This is a genomic window from Ruegeria sp. CH5 (genome assembly GCF_056537025.1).
Map to the genome: position 1 here is coordinate 315,996 of NZ_JBQFQT010000002.1, position 19,610 is coordinate 335,605.

At 59.7% G+C, this 19,610-nt stretch carries 18 protein-coding genes; 6 read left to right on the forward strand and 12 right to left on the reverse strand.

Annotated features, from left to right (window positions below):
• Nucleotides 1-50: 50 nt before the first annotated feature.
• Nucleotides 51-1,442: a 30S ribosomal protein S12 methylthiotransferase RimO gene (gene rimO, locus ACR0JC_RS08945; RefSeq protein WP_170340654.1), complete on the reverse strand. Its 1,392-nt coding sequence runs from the start codon at nt 1,440-1,442 to the stop codon at nt 51-53.
• A gap of 98 nt (nt 1,443-1,540) precedes the next feature.
• Between rimO and ACR0JC_RS08950 the strand changes: the two genes are divergently transcribed.
• Nucleotides 1,541-3,520, forward strand: a complete 1,980-nt coding sequence (locus ACR0JC_RS08950) for an AsmA family protein (protein WP_170340656.1) — start codon at nt 1,541-1,543, stop codon at nt 3,518-3,520.
• 31 nt (nt 3,521-3,551) lie between these two features.
• On the opposite strand, the gene ACR0JC_RS08955 is transcribed toward ACR0JC_RS08950, so the two are convergent.
• From ACR0JC_RS08955 to ACR0JC_RS08970, 4 genes are read right to left on the reverse strand one after another with little or no spacing between them, the layout of a single operon-like run.
• A complete protein-coding gene (locus ACR0JC_RS08955; RefSeq protein ID WP_170340658.1) occupies nt 3,552-5,048 on the reverse strand; it encodes a phosphomannomutase/phosphoglucomutase in 1,497 nt (498 codons plus the stop codon).
• A gap of 15 nt (nt 5,049-5,063) precedes the next feature.
• The gene (gene kdsA, locus ACR0JC_RS08960) at nt 5,064-5,897 is read right to left on the reverse strand and encodes a 3-deoxy-8-phosphooctulonate synthase (RefSeq protein ID WP_170340066.1); all 834 of its coding nucleotides are present in this window, start codon (nt 5,895-5,897) and stop codon (nt 5,064-5,066) included.
• Nucleotides 5,898-5,902: 5 nt separating this feature from the next.
• Nucleotides 5,903-7,477: a KpsE/RkpR family capsule polysaccharide export protein gene (locus ACR0JC_RS08965; RefSeq protein WP_170340660.1), complete on the reverse strand. Its 1,575-nt coding sequence runs from the start codon at nt 7,475-7,477 to the stop codon at nt 5,903-5,905.
• Entirely contained in the window at nt 7,455-8,114 is a 660-nt protein-coding gene (locus ACR0JC_RS08970) for an ABC transporter ATP-binding protein (RefSeq protein ID WP_093964707.1), read from the reverse strand. Before ACR0JC_RS08970 ends, ACR0JC_RS08965 begins: the two co-directional genes overlap by 23 nt.
• 234 nt (nt 8,115-8,348) lie before the next feature.
• On the opposite strand from ACR0JC_RS08970, the gene ACR0JC_RS08975 reads away from it, so the two are divergent.
• Together ACR0JC_RS08975 and ACR0JC_RS08980 are read left to right on the forward strand one after the other, a co-directional pair.
• Entirely contained in the window at nt 8,349-8,936 is a 588-nt protein-coding gene (locus ACR0JC_RS08975) for a uracil-DNA glycosylase family protein (RefSeq protein ID WP_170340662.1), read from the forward strand.
• Complete coding sequence (locus ACR0JC_RS08980) at nt 8,929-9,717, forward strand: SseB family protein (RefSeq protein WP_170340664.1); 789 nt, start codon at nt 8,929-8,931, stop codon at nt 9,715-9,717. Before ACR0JC_RS08975 ends, ACR0JC_RS08980 begins: the two co-directional genes overlap by 8 nt.
• Nucleotides 9,718-9,769: 52 nt before the next feature.
• Here ACR0JC_RS08980 and yghU read toward each other — a convergent pair whose 3' ends face one another.
• Nucleotides 9,770-10,648, reverse strand: a complete 879-nt coding sequence (gene yghU, locus ACR0JC_RS08985; RefSeq protein ID WP_170340667.1) for a glutathione-dependent disulfide-bond oxidoreductase — start codon at nt 10,646-10,648, stop codon at nt 9,770-9,772.
• Between the two features lie 241 nt (nt 10,649-10,889).
• Between yghU and ACR0JC_RS08990 the strand changes: the two genes are divergently transcribed.
• Nucleotides 10,890-11,408, forward strand: a complete 519-nt coding sequence (locus ACR0JC_RS08990) for a YHS domain-containing (seleno)protein (RefSeq protein WP_170340669.1) — start codon at nt 10,890-10,892, stop codon at nt 11,406-11,408.
• 56 nt (nt 11,409-11,464) lie between these two features.
• Here the strand turns inward: ACR0JC_RS08990 and ACR0JC_RS08995 are convergent, their stop codons facing one another.
• Nucleotides 11,465-12,070, reverse strand: coding sequence for a J domain-containing protein (locus tag ACR0JC_RS08995; RefSeq protein WP_480642319.1), 606 nt, complete (start codon nt 12,068-12,070; stop codon nt 11,465-11,467).
• 229 nt (nt 12,071-12,299) lie between these two features.
• Nucleotides 12,300-13,166, reverse strand: a complete 867-nt coding sequence (gene metF / locus ACR0JC_RS09000) for a methylenetetrahydrofolate reductase [NAD(P)H] (protein WP_170340673.1) — start codon at nt 13,164-13,166, stop codon at nt 12,300-12,302.
• A 94-nt stretch (nt 13,167-13,260) separates the two neighbouring features.
• Here metF and ACR0JC_RS09005 point away from each other — a divergent pair, with 94 nt between their 5' ends.
• Both ACR0JC_RS09005 and ACR0JC_RS09010 read left to right on the forward strand, forming a co-directional pair.
• A complete protein-coding gene (locus ACR0JC_RS09005; RefSeq protein WP_170340674.1) occupies nt 13,261-14,166 on the forward strand; it encodes a LysR family transcriptional regulator in 906 nt (301 codons plus the stop codon).
• 108 nt (nt 14,167-14,274) lie between these two features.
• On the forward strand, nt 14,275-15,060 hold the full coding sequence (locus ACR0JC_RS09010) for an inositol monophosphatase family protein (RefSeq protein ID WP_170340678.1): 786 nt from the start codon (nt 14,275-14,277) through the stop codon (nt 15,058-15,060).
• A 76-nt stretch (nt 15,061-15,136) separates the two neighbouring features.
• On the opposite strand, the gene bhcD is transcribed toward ACR0JC_RS09010, so the two are convergent.
• The 4 genes from bhcD to bhcA are packed head-to-tail and all read right to left on the reverse strand — an operon-like array spanning nt 15,137 to nt 19,485.
• The gene (gene bhcD / locus ACR0JC_RS09015; protein WP_217361078.1) at nt 15,137-16,123 is read right to left on the reverse strand and encodes an iminosuccinate reductase BhcD; all 987 of its coding nucleotides are present in this window, start codon (nt 16,121-16,123) and stop codon (nt 15,137-15,139) included.
• A gap of 14 nt (nt 16,124-16,137) precedes the next feature.
• Nucleotides 16,138-17,301 (reverse strand): 3-hydroxy-D-aspartate aldolase BhcC, encoded by a 1,164-nt coding sequence (bhcC, locus tag ACR0JC_RS09020; protein WP_170340682.1) that lies wholly within the window; start codon nt 17,299-17,301, stop codon nt 16,138-16,140.
• On the reverse strand, nt 17,298-18,242 hold the full coding sequence (gene bhcB / locus ACR0JC_RS09025; RefSeq protein ID WP_170341086.1) for a beta-hydroxyaspartate dehydratase BhcB: 945 nt from the start codon (nt 18,240-18,242) through the stop codon (nt 17,298-17,300). Before bhcB ends, bhcC begins: the two co-directional genes overlap by 4 nt.
• Nucleotides 18,243-18,294: 52 nt before the next feature.
• Nucleotides 18,295-19,485: an L-aspartate--glyoxylate aminotransferase BhcA gene (gene bhcA / locus ACR0JC_RS09030; protein ID WP_170340684.1), complete on the reverse strand. Its 1,191-nt coding sequence runs from the start codon at nt 19,483-19,485 to the stop codon at nt 18,295-18,297.
• Between the last annotated feature and the right edge of the window lie 125 nt (nt 19,486-19,610).

Here is a 19,610-nt window from a genome sequence, read left to right on the forward strand (position 1 = left end):
CAGACGGTCCCGATTTGGGGGCCGTCTGCCTTCGTCCGCCGGATGGCGGTTCAGCGCACCTGCTTCCCCCACAGATCGTATTCACCAGCCTCGTCGACCTGAACAAGGACGATGTCACCGGGTTTCAGGTTTTCGTGACCGTCGTCGATGAATAGGTTGCCGTCGATCTCGGGCGCGTCTGACTTGGTGCGGCAGGTGGCGGCTTCGGCATCCACCTCATCCACGATCACTTGGATCCTCTGGCCCACTTTCGACGCCAGTTTCGCTTCGGAAATCGCCTGGGCCTTTTGCATGAAACGCTCCCAGCGCTCTTGCTTGATCTCATCCGGGACGTGATCCGGCAAGTCGTTCGAGCGGGCCCCTTCAACGTTTTCGTATTGGAAGCACCCGACGCGGTCCAACTGCGCCTCATCCATCCAATCCAGCAGGGTCTGGAACTCGGCCTCGGTCTCCCCGGGGTAGCCGACAATGAAGGTCGATCGCAGCGTGATGTCGGGGCATATCGCGCGCCAGGCGGCGATCTCGTCCAGTGTCTTGGCGCCGGCAGCGGGGCGCGCCATTCGTTTCAGAACGTCCGGATGCGCGTGTTGGAACGGGATGTCCAGGTAGGGCAAAAGGTTGCTGCCTGCATCCGCCATCAGCGGGATCAACTCGCGCACATGTGGATAGGGGTAGACGTAGTGCAGTCGTATCCACGCATCCAGTTGGCCCAGTTCACGGGCCAGATCGGTAATGTGGCTGCGCACCTCCCGGTCTTTCCAGGGGTTCACGTCGTATTTTCGATCCAGGCCAAAGGCCGAGGTGTCCTGGCTGATAACCAGTAATTCGCGCACACCGCTGTCGACCAGTTTTTCAGCCTCGCGCAGAACGGCGTGGGCCGGTCGGCTGGCCAGTTTTCCGCGCATATCCGGGATGATGCAGAACTTGCACTTGTGATTACAGCCCTCGGATATCTTGAGATAGCTGTAGTGGCGCGGGGTCAGCTTCACGCCCGAAGCCGGCAACAGATCCACATACGGATTGGGATCAGGCGGAACGGCGGCGTGAACGGCATCCAGCACCTGTTCATACTGGTGCGGCCCGGTCACGGCCAGGATCCGGGGGTGATGTTCGCGGATGTAGTCAGGTTCCGCGCCCAGGCACCCGGTCACGATGACCTTGCCATTTTCCACCAGCGCCTCGCCGATTGCTTCGAGGCTTTCGGCCTTGGCGCTGTCCAGAAACCCGCAGGTGTTCACGATCACGGCATCCGCACCTGAATAGTCGGGCGAGATCCCGTATCCTTCGGCGCGCAGGCGCGTCAGGATGCGCTCGCTGTCGACCAGTGCCTTGGGACACCCCAAGGACACCATTCCGATGGTGGGTTGGCCGCTGCGCGGTGCGTCGGTGATCCGGGCTGCGGGTGCCAGATCGGGGCGTAGGTTTGGCGGGTTGGTGCTCATTGCGCGGCATATAGTGGGGAAATCTTCCCCTTGCAAATCCTTCGCACGCGAGGAACATCGAAGCTGAGGCAAAAAGCCGGCAAGGCAGAGAGCAAATCATGAAGTGGCTGATACGCATTCTATTCATTCTGGTTGCGGTCGCGGTGCTGGTGATCGGGGCGTTGCTTTTGATGCCCGGCGACAAGCTGGGCAAAATCCTCGCCGAACAGGTCAAGGCGCAGACCGGACGTGAACTGACGTTGTCCGGTGATGTCCGCCTGTCCTTTTGGCCGGTTCTGGGAATGGAAACCGGGCCGGTTACGTTTGGGAACGCGCCTTGGGCCAGCTCAGAACCGATGCTGAGCGCGCAAAGCCTGGCAGTTGGCGTGGATGCCTCAGCGCTGCTGGCGGGGGATGTGCGTATCCGGCGCGTCGTGGCCGAAGATCCGGTCTTGCGGCTGGAGCTGTCACAAGGGCGGGGCAACTGGGAAATGTCGGCGCCGCAAACCGGAGCGTCAAACACGGGCTCTGGCAATGCAGATGCGCCCGCACCCAATTCTGCGGCACCGGCCGAGACCGGAACCGTGACCCTGGACCGATTGGAGCTCAGCAACGCGCGTCTTGTTTATGTGGAAAACAGTGTCCCTCAGATGGACTTTTCCGGGGTCGATCTGATGGCCAGTTGGCCCGATGTCACTGCGCCGATGAAGATGAGCGCCTCAATGCCGGTGCCCGGTGGCGCGGTTGAGGTTGATCTGGAAATTCCTGATTTACCTGCCTTCTCCAGTGGCGCGGTGACGCCATTGGTTCTTGGCCTGACAGCGCCGGGCGGAGAGATCAGCTTTGACGGACGCGTCAACCTGGCCGGTGAAATGGACGGGAAAACTCATGTCCGGACTACAAACACCGACGCGATGCTGGCCGCTTTTGGTCAGGGTGGGGTGTCAGTCCCCATGGGACTTGGACGGGTCGCGGATGTGTCCGGCCAGATGACCTACACCAAGGATGGGCGCATTTCCTTGCGGGATATGCGGGCAGTTCTGGATCAGAACAGTTTTGACGGTGCCGCAGATATCGTTATCGCGAGCCCACCGAAGATTACTGCGCGGCTGAGTACTGGTGACCTTGACCTGACGCAGGCAACGGCCGGCAGCGCGCCCAACAGCGGCGGCACGGGCGGAGGAGGCAAACAAGCGGCCGAAGGCTGGTCCCAGGCGCTGATCGACGCGTCACCCCTTTCGTTGGCAAATGGAACGATCCGGTTGAAAGCCAATTCGATCGCTATTCCGGATATGACCTTTGGCCCCAGCGATCTGAGCCTTAGTCTGGATCGGTCGCGTGCGGTTCTGAAAATGGAACCGGCCACGCTGTTTTCCGGAAAGCTGACCGGAGAAGTCGTGGCCAACAACAGAAACGGACTGTCGGTCGGGGGCAACCTGACCGCCACCGGTATCGACCTCAAGCAGGCTTTGACCACATTGGGCGGTATCGAACGTCTGTCCGGTACTGCGTCCGGAACGTTGCAATTTCTGGGGGTGGGGCAAACCGAAGCCCAAATCATGCGCTCACTCAGCGGCAAGGGCAGCCTGGACGTCGGCAAGGGGGTGATCGCCGGGTTTGATCTGGATCGTTTGATGGGGCGCGGCGAAGGCAGTGGAGGAACCACCGTCTTCAACAGCCTGACTGCCACCTACACGATGCAGGACGGCAACCTGACGAACAACGATCTTCTGATGCAGCTTGACAATTTCCGTGCCGATGGCGCGGGCCGTGTCGGGCTGGGTGCGCGGGATATCGACTACGTGTTCACGCCGGTCGCGCTGCGGGCAAACGGGGGCAATGGCATTGCCGTGCCCGTGCGGATCAAGGGGCCGTGGAGCGATCCGTCGATCAAGCCCGACCTGAGCAAGGTGATCGAAGCTGCGACGGAAGAGAAGCTCAAGGAACTGGAGCAGGACGCGAAGGACAAGGCGCTGAAGAAGGTCGGAGAGGAGTTGAATACAACCATCTCCGACAGCGAACAGGTCGAAGACGCGCTGAAGCAAAAGCTTGAGGACGAGGCCAAGAAGGGTTTGCTGAAACTGCTCGGACGGGATTGAGAAAGGGGCGCCGCAGCGCCCCTTTTTTTGCTCAGATCGTCTGGTCGTAGTCGCCCACACCCGGCTCGGTGCGGATCACGGCATCGATATCGGCGAAAATTGCCCGCATCTCATCTTCGCTCTCGCTGCTTTCGCAGACCACCACCAGGTTGGGCGTGTTCGAAGACGCCCGGACCAGGCCCCAACTTCCATTGTCGAGGATGACGCGGGCACCATTGACGGTCACGACGTCCTTGATCGGCCGACCGGCCAATGTTTCACCCGCCTCGGCCTTGGCAACCAGCTTGTCCACCAACCTGGCGAGAATGTCATATTTTTCGGTATCGGCAGCATAGGGCGACATGGTCGGGGTCGACCATGTCTTGGGCAGGGCGCGGCGCAGATCGGACATGCTCTGTCCCGGGTTGCGGTCCATCAGTTTGCAGATTTCCACCGCGACCCGCATTCCGCAGTCGTATCCGCGCCCGATTGGCTCGGCCAGAAAATAATGGCCCGACTTTTCGAACCCGGCCAACGCCCCGATTTCCTTCACGCGCCGTTTCATGTGGCTGTGGCCGGTTTTCCAGTAATCCGCCTTGACGCCATAGGCCTGCAGTTCGGGATCGCTGGCGAACAGGCCGGTCGATTTCACGTCGGCCACGAATGTCGCGCCGGGATGCAGCTTGGCCAAATCACGCGCCATGATGACACCGACCTTGTCGGCAAAGATCTCCTCGCCCTCGTCATCGACCACACCGCAGCGATCGCCGTCTCCGTCAAACCCAAGCGCCAGGTCCGCCCCGCTGGCTTTGACGGCGTCAGCCATGTCGTGCAACATCTCCATCGCTTCGGGGTTCGGATTGTAGTTGGGGAAGGTGTAATCCAACCGGTTGTGGCTGGGCACGACCTCGACCCCGATCCGCTCAAAGATCTCGGGGGCAAAGGCAGATGCGGTGCCGTTCCCTGTCGCGCACACCACCTTGAGGGGGCGTGACATTTTGAAATCACCGACCAGATCGTTGATATAGGCCTCTTTCACTCCGTCCACGAATTCATAGGACCCGCCGGGGCGCGCCACGCCTTCGCCGTTCAGCACGATGTCGCGCAGCTCGGCCATTTCGTCAGGGCCGTGGGTCAGAGGGCGGTCAAAACCCATCTTGACCCCGGTCCAACCGTTGGGGTTGTGGCTGGCCGTCACCATGGCGACCGCAGGAACATCCAGATGGAATTGGGCGAAATACGCCATCGGGCTCAGCGCCGGGCCAATATCCTTGACCTGGATACCGGCCTGCATGAGGCCCAGAATCAACGCATTCTTGATCGCCAGAGAATAGTCGCGGTAGTCGTTGCCGACCGCGATCACCGGCTCGATCCCGCGCTTGTGCATCTGAGTGCCCAAACCAAGACCCAGAGCCGTCATCCCCGGCAGGTTGATCTCGTCAGGGTATTTCCAGCGGGCATCATATTCACGAAACCCGGTGGGTTTGATCATCGCATCGCGCAGAAAGCTCCAGGTGTTCGGGGTCACCTCGGGGATTGGTTTGGTCATGGAAAATCTCGATCGTTAAATCTGAACTGGGTTGGCCTTGGCCAGGGCATCGAAACGCATCAATGTGTCAATCAGTTGGCCCATCTGGTCCAACGGGATCATATTCGGCCCGTCAGACGGCGCCGTGTCCGGATCCTGATGCGTTTCAATGAACACGGCACCAACGCCCAAGGCCACGGCCGCGCGGGCCATTACCGGTGCAAATTCCCGCTGTCCGCCGGACGAGCCGCCTCGGCCACCGGGCTGCTGAACGGAATGGGTTGCATCCATGACAACCGGATACCCGGTTTGCGCCATTTGCGGCAGCGATCGCATGTCGGCGACAAGCGTATTGTAGCCAAACGAGGTTCCGCGCTCGGTCAGCAGGATGTTGTGGTTGCCCGTGCTTTCGATCTTTTCGACGATGTTCGGCATTTCCCAGGGGGCCAGGAACTGACCCTTCTTGACGTTGACGGCCTTGCCTGTTTCTCCGGCTGCCAGCAGCATGTCTGTCTGGCGGCACAGGAAGGCCGGGATTTGCAGGATATCCACTGCTTCGGCCGCGATGGCACATTGCGCTTCAGTGTGGACATCCGTCAGGACCGGAATACCCATCGTTTTGCGAATGTCATCCAGCACCTTCAGCCCGGCCTCGATCCCCATGCCGCGTTTCCCGGACAGGGACGTACGGTTGGCTTTGTCATATGAGGCCTTGAACACATACTGTGCCCCCGCGGCTTCACAGGCTTCTTTCATCCTTCCCGCGATCATCTGTGCGTGATCCGCCGTTTCAAGCTGGCAAGGGCCCGCGATGATGGTCAGCGGAAGATCGTTGCCAACGGTGACGTTGGCTATTTTTACATGTTTCATGAGCTCTACGAGGATACCTGTTCACGAAGGACTGACGTAGTCAGCGAAATCATCAGGTAGATACCAGCAAACAACAGGAAAGCCAAAATCGTATTTTCGAACTTTCGCGGATAGGTGGGCTCCTGACTGGCGACCGGGTTCACGGAAACGGTGAGGTATCGAACCTTGCGGTTGGCCTCGGTCCGGGCGGTTTCCATTTGCTGCATGGCCGATTGCAGCATCATGTCCCGTGCGGCTAAATCGGCTTGGGCCATCTGGATCCGAACGCTCAACCGCGCCAGCGAGTTTTCGCCGGCGGAGGCGTCCAGCATCTCGGCATTGAGCTCTTCGAGCACGGCCTCAAGCCGGTTGATATCGGCTTGGACACCGTCGACTTTGGCTTTGTTAGGTCGCAAGTTGTCCAGCAACGCCGCCAGCTCCAATTCCTTGTCTTGAAGCTGTATCTCGATCTCGTTGATGCGGGCGCGCAGCCCGGCAATCACGTTTTCAGGGTCCAGAACGGCACCCTGCAACTGCAGTTCGATCAGCGCTTCCTGGGCTTTGCGCCGTTCTTCCTGAGCGTCCTCGAAGGACTGCAGAGCGTCCCGCATCTGATCTTCGCGCTTCAGCTCGGTGAGGCCGTTGATCTTTTCTTCGGCGTAGGAGATCAGCAGATTTGACAGGTCGACGGCAGTGTCCGGGTCGGGTGCTGCAACCTCCATCCGGATGATGCCGTCGCTGGGGTCATAGCCGATTGTGACCATTCGCTTGTACAGTTTGAACGCCTCTTCCAGCGTGGCGTCCTGAGGCAGTCTTTGAATCGGATCTATCCAGTCCTGCTTGAAAATCTCGGCAAAACCAGTGTCCCGTTCCAGACGGTTGAGCGCATCCTTGGATTCAAGGAACTCCTGGGTCGCGACCGAGTCCTGCGTGGTGGCGTATTGCGTCCCGGCCAAAAGCCCGCCGATCTCACCAGCGCCACCATCTGCCTGTAGAATGGAAAACGCGGACTCGCTGGCGTACATCGGAGTGGCTATGCGATAGAAGTAATAGCCGACAATAATCGTGGGCAGCAGAACAAAGGCGAATAGACGGGCAAACAGACCAAACAGCTTTCGTCTGCGCCGACGGGCGATATCCTTCTGAATCTGGCCGATTTCGAATTCGCGCCGCTGTGCCGGGCTCCATTCGGGGCCGGGAAGGGTCTGTTGCTTTTCTTTCACCGTTTGCGGCAGCTGGATCGTGACCTTGTCTTTTGGCTGGTCTTCCGCATCCGCGGTATCGGAAGAACCCGCCGCAAAATCCAGAAGGTTGGAGCGCGGAAACGGATCGATCCCCTTTTTTCGTAGCAGACGCACGGCATCGTAGTCCGACGTCGCAGCCAGACCGTGTTTCTGCGCCAGGCGTCGGGCTATGCGCAGCTGACGACCGGTCAACCCTTCTTTCTTGATGGCATCCAGTTCAGTTCCGGCCGGGGCTTCCTCGGCCGGTTGAGTTGCTTTTCTGATGCGCGAAATCGCCTCGGCACGCGCCTCAACCGTGCCTTCGGCCTGCGAGGCATGGTTCGGGTCGTATTTTTTAACCTTGGGTTTGGTAGTCATATAGCTGCGTCGCCTCTTCCAAGGAGTCAAACATATGAAGCTGCCCATCCACAAGCACGGCGGCCTGGCGGGCGAATTTTTCGAGGGTTTTGGGATTGTGTGACACAATCACCAAAGTCGTGGTTCGCAAGCGTTCCTGCAGGATTGAACCCGCTTTTTTGTTGAATTCGACATCGGTGGTGGCAGGCATACCTTCGTCGATCAGGTACATGTCGAAATCCAGGGCGAGCATCAACGAAAAGGTGAAACGGGCGCGCATGCCGGCTGAGTATGTCGCCAAGGGTTGGTTGAAATACTCGCCCAAGTCGCACATCCAGCTGCAGTAAGCCTCGACATAGTCGGGGTCCATTCCATAAATCTTGGCGATGTAACGGGCATTCTCGAGCGCGGACATCTTCTTGGAAACGCCGCCGGCAAAGCCCATGGGAAAAGACACCCGACACTCTCGGCGGATCACGCCTTCGTCGGGCTTTTCGAGGCCGGCCATCATGTTGATAAGCGTGGTTTTTCCGGTGCCGTTCGGGGCCAGAACGCCAAGTGATTTTCCCAGCTCGACCCGGAACGAGACCCTGTCCAGGATCACCTTGCGGCGAGTCCCGGTCCAAAAGGACTTGCTGACATTCTCGAACTCAAGCATTCACGGCCTGCTCATGTTTTTGCTTTGGGTGCGGCCACCGGTGGCTGGCTGACGGCCGGGTGTTCTACCGCTCCATGTTGGCCACATTATGTCGAAATATGAAACAAATGTTCAATGCGCGTTCGAAACGCCTGGCCACAATTGTGGCGCACAGAGCCGACAACTGGATCGGTTTGCGGGAACGACTATGATCCATCCTAGGATTGCAACAAGCGCCAAAGGGCTGGAGATCAGGTGAAGCCACTTGCGGAAGAAATCAGATCGTGCCGGTTGTGCGCCGACCGCTTCGCTGCGACTGCGACCGCGCATCCGCCGCGCCCGGTGGTGTGGTTCCGCCCCGGTGCGCGCATTCTGATCGCAGGGCAAGCTCCCGGGGCACGGGTCCATGAGAGCGGCCGACCGTTCACCGACCCCTCAGGCGACCGGCTGCGGGATTGGCTGGGGTTGGAGGAAGAGCAATTCTACGATCAGGCGCGGGTTTCGATCGTTCCGATGGCGTTTTGTTTTCCGGGGTACGATGCGCGAAAGGCGGACTTGCCGCCGCCGGCGATCTGCAGGAAGACCTGGCATCACAGGGTGATGAGTGAACTTGGCGATGTTCCGTTGACCATCCTTGTCGGTGGCCACGCGCATAAATTCCATCTGGGCGCACAAGCTTCGGTGACCGATACGGTGCGCAATTGGCAACAGCATGCGCCGCGGGTATTTGCCTTGCCTCATCCGTCATGGCGCAATACGGCATGGCTGAAGAAAAATCCCTGGTTCGAAACGGACCTGTTGCCGGTGCTGCGTGCCCGGGTCAAAGAGGTGATGGATGACTGACACGACCGCGCTGGACATTGCGCATGCCCAGATGGAGGCCGACCCTCAGAGCGATGCCGCGCGGCTGAGGTTTTTCGAACGGCTCGCGGACAACGAACTGTTTCTGTTGCTGACCGAAGAGGCGCGAGACGAAAACATCTCACCCGAGCTGTTTGACGTGGCTGATGGTCGGTTTGTGCTGGCCTTTGACCGCGAAGACCGACTGGCGCAGTTTGCGGGCCGTCCTGCCCCTTATGCCGCTCTGTCCGGACGTGTTCTGGCGGGGATGCTTGCAGGGCAGGGCATCGGGTTGGGGCTGAACCTCGAGGTGGCGCCGTCGTCGATGCTCATCCCTGCCGAAGCGTTGGCCTGGCTTGCGGAAACCCTCAGCCATGCCCCGCAAGAAGTGCAATCCCGTCTGACGGAGTTCCTTCCGCCCGCGGGGTTGCCCGACATTTTGCTGACGGCGCTGGACACCAAACTGGCCACAGCTTCAGGTCTGGCCTCCGCCGCATATCTCGCCGGAACCCGCGCCGAGGGTGGCGGGCAGGGTCATCTTCTTGGTTTCGTTGACGCGGTCCCCGGTGCCCAGACGGCCTTGGCCAAGGCGGTGTCCGAAGCTCTGACATTTTCGGGGATTGAGGCTGGTGCCTTGGATGTCGGGTTTTTCGCGGCCAGCGATCCTGCCGCCGCAGCATTGGCGAAAGTGGGCCTGCGATTTGATATCCCCGAGCCAGTGCGCGCCTCCGGGCCCCGACCAGCGCCCGGAAGCGACCCGGACAGCCCCCCGATCTTGAAGTGAAGTCGAGGCTTCGGCGCAGGGATGGTTTGCTCCCCGCGCCAAATGAACAAAGTTATTCGGCTGCTGTTTCCAGCTTGTCCTGCGTACGGGTTTCGAAGTCGCTTGCGTCATGCCGTTCGCGCAGTTGGGTGTGCAACTCTCCGAATGCGCGGTTGACCATGCGGCCCCGCTTCACGGCTGGCCGCGCGTCAATCTCTTGCGCCCATCGCATGACGTTCTTGTAGGATTCGACATCAAGGAATTCGGCCGCGTCGTACAAACGACCCAGAACCAGTTGCCCATACCACGGCCAGATCGCCATGTCGGCGATCGAGTAGTCCGAGCCAGCGATAAAAGCTTTGTCCGCAAGTTCGCGGTCCAGAACATCCAGCTGGCGTTTGGCTTCCATCGCAAAGCGGTTGATCGGGTATTCCCATTTCTCTGGCGCATAAGCGTAGAAATGCCCGAACCCGCCACCCAGATAAGGCGCGCTGCCCATCTGCCAGAAAAGCCAGTTCATCACTTCGGTGCGCTCGGGACCGGATTCGGGCAGGAATGCACTGAATTTTTCGGCCAGATGTACAAGGATGGAACCGCTTTCGAACACCCGTATCGGTGTTTCACCCGAGCGGTCCATCAGAGCGGGGATTTTCGAGTTCGGGTTGATCGCGACAAAATCCGAGCCGAACTGATCGCCGTCACCAATATTGATCAGCCATGCATCATATTCCGCGCCTGCGTGACCCAAGGCCAAAAGCTCTTCCAGCATGACCGTCACTTTCACCCCGTTTGGCGTTGCAAGCGAATACAACTGCAAGGGATGTTTGCCGACGGGCAATTCCTTGTCATGGGTCGCCCCTGCGATGGGGCGATTGATACTCGCGAAACGCCCTCCGCTTTCACTATCCCATGTCCAAACTTGTGGTGGGGTGTATGTGGTGGTGTCGCTCATCTTCCGCCTTTCGTCCCAGAGCCGAGCCGCGCCCGGCCCGACAAGAGTTAGTGTTGCAGAACAAGAACGCCAACCCCCGACGTGGCGGCTGTTCTGTAACAATTGCGGCAAGACTGCTCACGTTTGCTCGTCAATGGTCACAGCGGCGTTAACGGGTCTTCGCCGACGGAGGGAATTGCTTATTGTCTCAGCAGACAGCCACTCTGGCCCTGCAACCCGTCAAGACACGAGGACATGAAACATGAACAGATTTGCTCTGACCTTTGCTGCTGCAATGGCGTTGGCCGTGCCCGCCTTTGCCGGCCCGCAATATGTCGATGGGACCGGCTTCGCCGTGTCCGGATATGATGTGGTGGCCTACCGTGGGCTTGCTCAATCACCGATCGGACAGTCGCAGCCCGAAGGCGTGCGCGGACGGTCGGACATCACTGCGGAATACAACGGGGCGACCTGGGCTTTCGCGAGCGAAGAAAACCGCGCGAAGTTCCTTGAAAACCCCGCGTTCTATGCGCCGCAATATGATGGCCATTGCGCCTATGGCGTGTCCAAGGGTGGCAAGGTGCCCGGCAACCCCAACCTGTGGCGGATCGTTGATGACAAGCTGTACCTGAACATCACCGATGTCGTGGTCGGATTCTGGGAAGAAGACGTCCCGGGCAACATCAACCTTGCTGAGGGAAACTGGCCTGGGCTCGAAGGCAATGACGCCTCGACCAACGTGATCCCGAAATTCACGTCCGAAGGCCCGATCGCGAACTGACGTGACGCGCGTTGCAGGCCCGGCAGACCCGCCGGGCCTTTTTCAATGCTGGGTTTTCAACAAGCCTGCCAGAACTGTTCCCGAGTGGCCTGATCCGCCTCGAACCGGATCCTGACGCTGCGCGCCCCGGGAAACTTGCGTTCTCGAATGGTGTCGGGAACAACGACCTCGCCCGCTCCGCCATTCTTGGCCTGGAAGGACAGTATTTCGGTTTCGACGGTCCGAAAGCCGGCCAGAACGGATGTCGGCAGGGCAACGCGGTTTTCACCTTCGCAAACCGGCGTCGCAACAAAATAGGTCAGGTCGCGGCCATAGCATCCGATCGCCTCTGGTACATGGTCCGAATTGCGCGCCGATAGCGGGCAATCTTCCGCGCTGGTCTCGCCAAAGGATAGGGCGCGACTTGGATCGAGCAGTTTCAGGCAGGCGGAAATATCCTTCTCGTCCAGCTCTATGATACGCTTTCTGAGTTTCGGGCGTCGCGGTTGGGCCGGCCCGGCGCCTTTGCCTGCCAACCCGTTTTTGCGCAGATAGTCATAGGCCGACTTCGCCCGCGCAAACTGATTGCAGTCGCCGCCTGTATGGTCGGGATGTGCATGAAAGGCGATGTCACGCCACGCATTCCGGATGTCCGATGCGGTGGCGGTCTGATCAAGGCCCAAGACGTGCAGTGCTTCTACGCGAGCCTGAATTTTCTCGACTGGCTCCATACCAAAATCACTCGATAAAACAACTGGCTCCTATTTTCCGGAGCCTTGAGTTTCTGTCAAATTATCCAGTGAATTGGTAGGCTTGGCGGGGACAGTGCGCCGTTGCAGGGGGAATTGTTCGCACCTTGCAACGGGCCGCAGGTGGCAATCCCCCTTTGGCCTGTGCAAATGCAAGGAACAGTCAGGCGACGTTTTGTAGATCGGCTTTGGGCGTGATCCCAAGGGCAAAACACACATCGCGGGTCAGTTCGGGGCGGTTCAGCGTATAAAAATGCAGCTTGTCCACGCCTTCGTCGATCAGGTCCGAACACAGCTCGGTGCATAGCGCGGTGGCCAACAGGTCGTGCCGGTTGTCACGGATTGCTTTGTCAAAGGCCTGATCGACCCAGTCCGGCACCTGCGCGCCACAGCGTTTGGCAAATTTCTTGGCACCGGCCCAGTTCTCGATCGGCAGGATGCCCGGCACGATCGGCTTGTCGATCCCGGCCTTGGCGCAGGCATCGCGAAAGCGCAAAAAGGTTTCGGCTTCGAAGAAGAATTGCGTCAAAGCCTCGTCTGCGCCGGCGTCCAGCTTGGCTTTCAACCAGTCGATGTCAGCCTGTGCATGTGGCGCTTCGGGGTGAATGTCTGGATAGGCACCGACGCGGATGGTGAAGCTGCCGGTTTCCGCAAGTGCTGCGATCAATTCGACCGAGTGGGCGAACCCATCGGGGTGCGGGACGAACCGTTGCTGCCCCTTGGGTGGGTCGCCGCGCAACGCAACGATGTCGGTGACGCCGGCCGCGGCAAAGCTGTCGGCAATGGCCAAGGTCTCGCTGCGTGAAGCGTCGATACATGTCAGATGGGCCGCGACTTTCAATCCCGAGGATTTGTGCAACGTCGCCACCGCGTCGCGGGTCAATTCACGGGTGGTGCCCCCCGCTCCATATGTGACCGAGACAAAACGGGGTGCCAGTGGCGCCAGTGTCTGAACCGTATCCCACAGGCGAAACGACGCTTCGAGCGTCTGAGGCGGAAAGAATTCGAAGGAAATCTCGGGCTGGGTCATGGCAGTCTCGCAGGTTGTGTTGCGGCTCTTGTGCCATGGAGTTCTTTGTGAGACAAACTCATATTATTCAAGAACAACATGAACGACGCGAAAGATGCATATCGAATTTCGACACCTGCGCACGATCAAAGCCATCCATGAATGTGGTGGGTTGGCCCGTGCGGCGGATCAACTGAACATCACGCAGTCTGCGCTCAGCCATCAGATCAAAGGGCTGGAGGATCAGGCCGGCGTCGAGCTGTTCCTGCGCCGGTCGAAACCGATGAAACTGTCGGCCGCTGGGCTGCGCCTTCTGCGTCTGGCCGAGCAGATTCTGCCGCAGGTCGAAGCGATGCAGGAGGAGTTTTCCTCGCTGCGCGATGGGCGCACGGGACGGATGCACATCGCGATCGAGTGCCACGCCTGTTTCGAGTGGCTGTTCCCGGTGCTCGAGGCCTTCCGCAAGTCGTGGCCGGATGTCGATGTCGATATCCGGCCAGGTCTGGCCTTTGACGCGCTGCCCGCGCTGCAGAAGGAAGAGGTCGATCTGGTCGTCTCCTCGGACCCCGAAGATCTGCCGGGGGTCGAGTTCATCGAGTTGTTCGACTACAATCCTGTTTTTGTCGCCGCCTCGACCCACCCTCTGGCCGAGAAAGCGTATATCGAGGCCGAGGATTTTCGCGGTCAAACGCTGATCACCTATCCGGTCGAACGCACGAGGCTTGATATCTTCAGCCAGCTTCTCATCCCGGCCCGCGTTGAGCCTGCTGCGATCCGGCAAGTCGAGTTGACCGCCGTGATCCTGCTGCTTGTGGCGTCAAACCGTGGAATATCCGTTCTGCCCGACTGGGTGGTGCGCGAGGTCAAGTACAACTCGGACTATGTGACCCGCCCGCTGACCAAGGATGGCATCACGCGTCGGCTGTATGCCGCAGTGCGCACCGAGGACATGGAAAAACCCTTTGTGCAGGAATTGGTCAAGCTGGCCAGCCTAGAGGCGCGCAAGCTGCAGCAGCAATAAGGTTTTGGCCACGCGGGAAACGGCATGCTGCTATGCGCATCATTCCTCTTGGCAAGGGGGCGTTGCGCCAGTATACGCGCGGTTTGACCGGACAGGAGCCTCGGAACTATGGTTGGCAGTGCAAATCTCAACATCATGATCAAGGCCGCGCGCAAAGCGGGTCGATCGCTGGTAAAAGACTTTCGCGAAGTCGAGAACCTGCAGGTGTCGATGAAGGGCGCGGGCGATTTCGTCTCGAAGGCCGACATTGCAGCCGAGAACATTCTGAAAGAAGAACTTCTGGGCGCGCGTCCCACCTACGGTTGGCTGGCTGAAGAAGGTGGTGTGATCGAGGGCGAAGACCCGACCCGGCGTTGGATCGTTGACCCTCTGGACGGGACGACCAATTTCCTGCACGGGCTGCCGCACTGGGCGGTTTCGATCGCCCTTGAACACAAGGGCAAGATCGTCGCGGGCGTCATCTACGATCCCGCGAAGGACGAGATGTTCTTTGCCGAAAAGGGCGAGGGTGCCTGGATGAACGACATGCGTATCCGCGTGTCGAGCCGCAGCCGGATGATCGAATCGATCTTCTCGACCGGTTTGCCGTTTGGTGGCCGCTCGGACCTGCCTGCCACGTTGCAGGACCTGGCCCGTCTGATGCCCGCCTGCGCGGGTGTGCGCCGCTGGGGTGCAGCTGCGCTGGATATGGCCTATGTTGCCGCTGGCCGCTACGAAGGCTTCTGGGAGCGTCGCCTGAACGCCTGGGATCTGGCCGCTGGCATCATCATCGTGAAAGAGGCGGGTGGGTTCGTTCAACCGTTGAACCCCGAAGGCAGCATTCTGTCCGACGGGGAAGTCATCTGCGCCAACGAACCGATTTTCGACCAGTTCGCCAAGGTGATCCGCGGCTGATCCGTCAATACGGCGGCCGGAAACGACCATAACCAATTTCTAAGATCGCGCGGCCGAATTGGCCGCGCGTTTTGTTTCAAAGGCGTACAGTACTCGCCAAACCGACCTCGGAAGCCAGCCGCGCGGCCACGGATGCCACGGCCAGGTCCTGCAACCCGACCCCGGTCCCATCGAACAGGGTGATCTGATCAACCTTTGTCCGGCCGAGATGATCGCCATTGATCACCGCTCCAATCGGCGTGATGGCGTCAGGATCCAGCGCGCCCGAAGCCACGGCATGTTGCGCCTCACCGATGGTGACGGACTGGGCAACCTCGTCGGTGAAGACCTGAGCCGAAGCAACCAGTTCGGGGTCGACTTCCATCTTGCCCTTCGTGTCGGTGCCCATGCAGGCCAGATGCGTTCCGGGATTGATCCAGTCCCGCATCAACAACGGTTCGAACGCCGATGTGATCGTGATGATAACGTCGGCCTGTGCCCCCAGTTCCCGCTGCGAGACGGATTCGAAATCCAGCCCGATGTCCTGCGCGACAGCGGCCAGTTTCGGAAGCATTTCGGGATGGGGATTCCATGCCACCACCTTTTCGAAGTCGCGCTGCTTGGCGGCGGCGCGCAACTGAAAGGCCGATTGATGGCCCGCGCCGACCATGCCAAGCACCTTGGCGTCCGTGCGGGCCAGGTGCGCGATCGACACTGCAGAGGACGCAGCCGTGCGGATAGCCGTAAGGTAGTTCCCACCAACCAGCGCGGAAGGCTGTCCGGTATCGGGATCGAAAAGGATGACGGTGGATTGGTGGTTGGTCAGCCCGCGATCGGTGTTCCCCGGCCAATAGCCACCAGATTTGACACCCAGAACCAGGCCTTCGGCGTCAAAGCCGGATTTGAACCCATATACGGCGCCGGCATGACCCAGCCCTTCGCGGATGACGGGGAAGTTGCGCGCTCCGCCGCGTGCCATCGCTGAGAACACGTCTTGGATTGCGTCAAACGCCAGCTCGCGGTTGACCAATTGCCGGCAGAGGTCTTCGCCAACGATCTGTATCAATTTGGTTTCAGCGTTCATCTCGTCCCTCATGATCAAAACGCCTTGCCGCGAGCAGAGACCGGCCACAGGGTCTCGACCCTTCCGTTGCGCACGCCGACATACCAGTCGTGCACGTTGCAGGTCGGATCGCAGTGCCCGGGGACCAGACGCAACTTGTCGTTCACTCGCAGCACGCCGTTGGGGTCGCGGATCACACCGTGTTCGTCCGAACATTTCAGGTATTCGACATCATCGCGGCCAAAAATCACCGGCAAACCGCTGTCGATCGACTGCGCCTTGAGCCCTGCGTCACAGATCGCCTTGTCCGGTTTGGCGTGGCTCATGACGCTGGTCAGAATGAACAAGGCGTTTTCCCATTCGCCCCGATCGATCCTTTGGCCATTCCGGTCCAGAATCCGCCCATAGTCGGCATCCATGAACGCGTAGGACCCGCACTGCAATTCGTTGTAAACGCCCGAATTGCTTTCGAAGTAATAGGATCCCGTCCCACCACCCGAAACCAGTTCGCACTCAATCCCGTCCGCCTTCAACCCGTCGACGGCGTCCCGCACCATGGCGATTGCTGCATCCAGTTTTTCCTTTCGCGCGTCATAGCTGTCGAGATGTTGCATCGCGCCCTGATAGGCTTGGAGGCCGGTGAACTTCAGGTTCGGTGCCGCCTCAACTGCGCGGGCAATGGCAATGACGTCAGCCGTACTGGTCACCCCACAGCGCCCCGCGCCGCAGTCGATCTCGACCAGGACCTCCAGCTGCGTTCCATGGGTCTGCGCCGCAGAGGACAGCTCGGGCACATTCGCGATGTCGTCCACGCAGACCAGCGTTCGCGCGCCCAGCTTCGGCAGCCGAGCCAAGCGGTCAATTTTGGCCGGATCACGCACCTGGTTGGACACAAGGATGTCCTTGATCCCGCCGCGCGCAAAAACCTCGGCCTCCGAGACCTTCTGACAGCACACGCCAACTGCGCCGCCCAGTTTTTCCTGCAGGCGCGCGACGTCCACAGACTTGTGCATCTTGCCATGCACCCGATGGCGCATGCCGTGCGCTTTGGCGTAGTCACCCATTTTGCGGATGTTCCGCTCTAGCGCGTCGAGGTCCAGTATCAGGCAAGGGGTCTGGATTTCGCTTTCATCCATGCCGATTGCTGCGGGGATGTCGAAGCCGACGTCCAATTGATCGATGTTCACGGGTTTGTTCATCCTTCTCCTCCTTGCCCGGCCAGCCAGGGCAGCTTGTCCAAATCCACATTTCCGCCGGTCAGGATCACGCCGACGCGTTTGCCTCGAAAAACCTCGGGGTTGTTGAGAATGGTTGCCAATGGAACAGCCGAAGATGGCTCAATCACCAGTCGCAGGTGTTTCCAGGCCAGTTTCATGGCCGCCACGATTTCGTCTTCGGAGGCCGTGAAGATGTCGGCAACGTTCCGCGACACGAAGTGCCAGGTGTTTTCCTTGAGCGGAACCAGAAGGCCGTCGGCCACCGTCTTGGGTGCGTCGTCGGCGATGATCCGACCGGCTTTGAAAGATCGGTATGCGTCATCAGCCTGCTGAGGTTCCGCGGCATAGATCGCGGTATCGGGGGCCAGATTCGATACTGTGAGGCACGTGCCCGACACCATACCGCCGCCGCCGATCGGAGCGATAACCGCATCAAGCCCACCTGTTTGTTCCAGCATCTCGGCCGAGCATGTGGCCTGTCCTGCGATGACACGCGGGTCGTTGTAGGGGTGTACGAACTCGCCACCCGTTCGGGCCTGCACCTGGGCAAAGGTCGCTTCGCGCGAAGATGTCGATGGCTCACATTCGGTGATCGTACCGCCAAACCTGCGGACCGCGTCCTTTTTGGCCTGAGGTGCTGTGCGTGGCATGACGACGTTGCAGGGAATGCCGCGCCGACCGGCAGCATATGACAAGGACAGTGCATGATTCCCGCTGGAATGGGTGCAGACGCCCTTGCCTGCGATCTCGTCGGGCAATCCGAATACCGCATTGCAGGCGCCGCGAACCTTGAAGGCTCCGGCCTCCTGCAGGTTTTCGCACTTGAAAAAGAGCCGTGCGCCGGTTTGTGCGTTCAGATACTCCGACGACAGGACGGGTGTACGCCGGATATGTGGTTTGATCCGTTCATGCGCAGCGCGCATGTCGTCGATCGTTAGCTCTGCAGCGGAAAGAGTGTCCAACCTACCGATCTCCTCAAGCCGCTGCGCGCGAGCGGTTGGTGCCGTTTGCACGGAAGTATTCCTGCGCTGCCGCCACGCCGCTGCCCAGTTGTATCGGGTAGTTCAGATCGGCCATCGCCATCTCGATCGTGGCGAGGCCGGACAGAACCATGACGTCCGTCAGGCTGCCCAGGTGACCGATGCGAAACGCCTTGCCGTTCAACTGCCCCAGGCCGATCCCGAAGGACACTCCATAGGTGTCATAGGCATGGTTAGTCAGGACATTGCTGTCGAACCCATCGGGTACATAGACTGCGCTTACAGTGTCCGAGTAGAGGTCCGGCGATTGAGCGACCAGGCTCAATCCCCACGCGTCGACGGCCCGACGCACGCCTTCAGCCAGACGGAAGTGACGGGCGTAGACGTTGTCCAGGCCTTCGTCAAACAGAATGGACAGGCTTTCCTGCAGTCCGCAGATCAGTTGCAGCGGCGGCGTGTAAGGAAACCCGCCCGAGGCATTGGCGTCCAACATGTCCCGAAAGTCGAAATAGGTGCGGGGCAGCCGCGCACCATCCATCGCTGCCAGCGCTTTGGGGCTGACGCACAGGATTGCCATTCCAGCGGCCAGCATGAACCCCTTTTGCGACCCCGAAACCGCAATATCGACGCCCCAGCCATCGAATTCGAACGGCATCGAGGCCAGCGAACTGACGCAATCGACCATCAGCAGGGCAGGGTGCGCCGAGGCATCCATCGCCGATCGGACCGACAGGATATCCGAGCGCACACCGGTGGCCGTTTCATTGTGCGTCACCAGAACCGCCCGGATGTCGTGGTTCCGGTCGTCGGTGAGGATCGACTGAAACTGTTCGGCAGGTGCCCCGCTGCCCCAAGGGCAATCGATGACTTGTACGTCCAGCCCATGCCGTTGGCAAAGGTCGATCCAGCGATGGCTGAATACGCCATGATGGGCCACAAGAACCTTGTCGCCCGGGCTCAGTGTGTTGCTGATCGCAGCTTCCCACCCACCTGTGCCGCTGGATGGAAAGGTCACAATCTGACCTGTGGTCGACCGGAATACCTGCTTGAGGCCCTCGAGTACCGGCGCAAAGGCCTGAACGAAATCCGGCGCGCGGTGGTCAATGGTCTGGACCTGCATCGCGCGCAGGAGGCGATCCGGGATATTCGTCGGGCCGGGAATGAAGACCGGATTTTGGTTTGACATCATCGTGTCCTCCGCTTTGCCCCAAGTGTGTCTCCCTGTCGGAGTTGATGCAATTTTATTGAAAAATATTTTCATTTCTTGGAAAAAATTCGTAACCTGCTATAAACGAAGAATATTCACTTTCT

Coding starts and splice junctions, on each gene's coding strand:
- rimO (WP_170340654.1), bottom strand. CDS start 1,442: ATGAGCACCAACCCGCCAAACCTACGCCCCGATCTGGCACCCGCAGCC.
- ACR0JC_RS08950 (WP_170340656.1), top strand. CDS start 1,541: ATGAAGTGGCTGATACGCATTCTATTCATTCTGGTTGCGGTCGCGGTG.
- ACR0JC_RS08955 (WP_170340658.1), bottom strand. CDS start 5,048: ATGACCAAACCAATCCCCGAGGTGACCCCGAACACCTGGAGCTTTCTG.
- kdsA (WP_170340066.1), bottom strand. CDS start 5,897: ATGAAACATGTAAAAATAGCCAACGTCACCGTTGGCAACGATCTTCCG.
- ACR0JC_RS08965 (WP_170340660.1), bottom strand. CDS start 7,477: ATGACTACCAAACCCAAGGTTAAAAAATACGACCCGAACCATGCCTCG.
- ACR0JC_RS08970 (WP_093964707.1), bottom strand. CDS start 8,114: ATGCTTGAGTTCGAGAATGTCAGCAAGTCCTTTTGGACCGGGACTCGC.
- ACR0JC_RS08980 (WP_170340664.1), top strand. CDS start 8,929: ATGACTGACACGACCGCGCTGGACATTGCGCATGCCCAGATGGAGGCC.
- yghU (WP_170340667.1), bottom strand. CDS start 10,648: ATGAGCGACACCACCACATACACCCCACCACAAGTTTGGACATGGGAT.
- ACR0JC_RS08990 (WP_170340669.1), top strand. CDS start 10,890: ATGAACAGATTTGCTCTGACCTTTGCTGCTGCAATGGCGTTGGCCGTG.
- metF (WP_170340673.1), bottom strand. CDS start 13,166: ATGACCCAGCCCGAGATTTCCTTCGAATTCTTTCCGCCTCAGACGCTC.
- ACR0JC_RS09005 (WP_170340674.1), top strand. CDS start 13,261: ATGCATATCGAATTTCGACACCTGCGCACGATCAAAGCCATCCATGAA.
- ACR0JC_RS09010 (WP_170340678.1), top strand. CDS start 14,275: ATGGTTGGCAGTGCAAATCTCAACATCATGATCAAGGCCGCGCGCAAA.
- bhcD (WP_217361078.1), bottom strand. CDS start 16,123: ATGAACGCTGAAACCAAATTGATACAGATCGTTGGCGAAGACCTCTGC.
- bhcC (WP_170340682.1), bottom strand. CDS start 17,301: ATGAACAAACCCGTGAACATCGATCAATTGGACGTCGGCTTCGACATC.
- bhcB (WP_170341086.1), bottom strand. CDS start 18,242: ATGCGCGCTGCGCATGAACGGATCAAACCACATATCCGGCGTACACCC.
- bhcA (WP_170340684.1), bottom strand. CDS start 19,485: ATGTCAAACCAAAATCCGGTCTTCATTCCCGGCCCGACGAATATCCCG.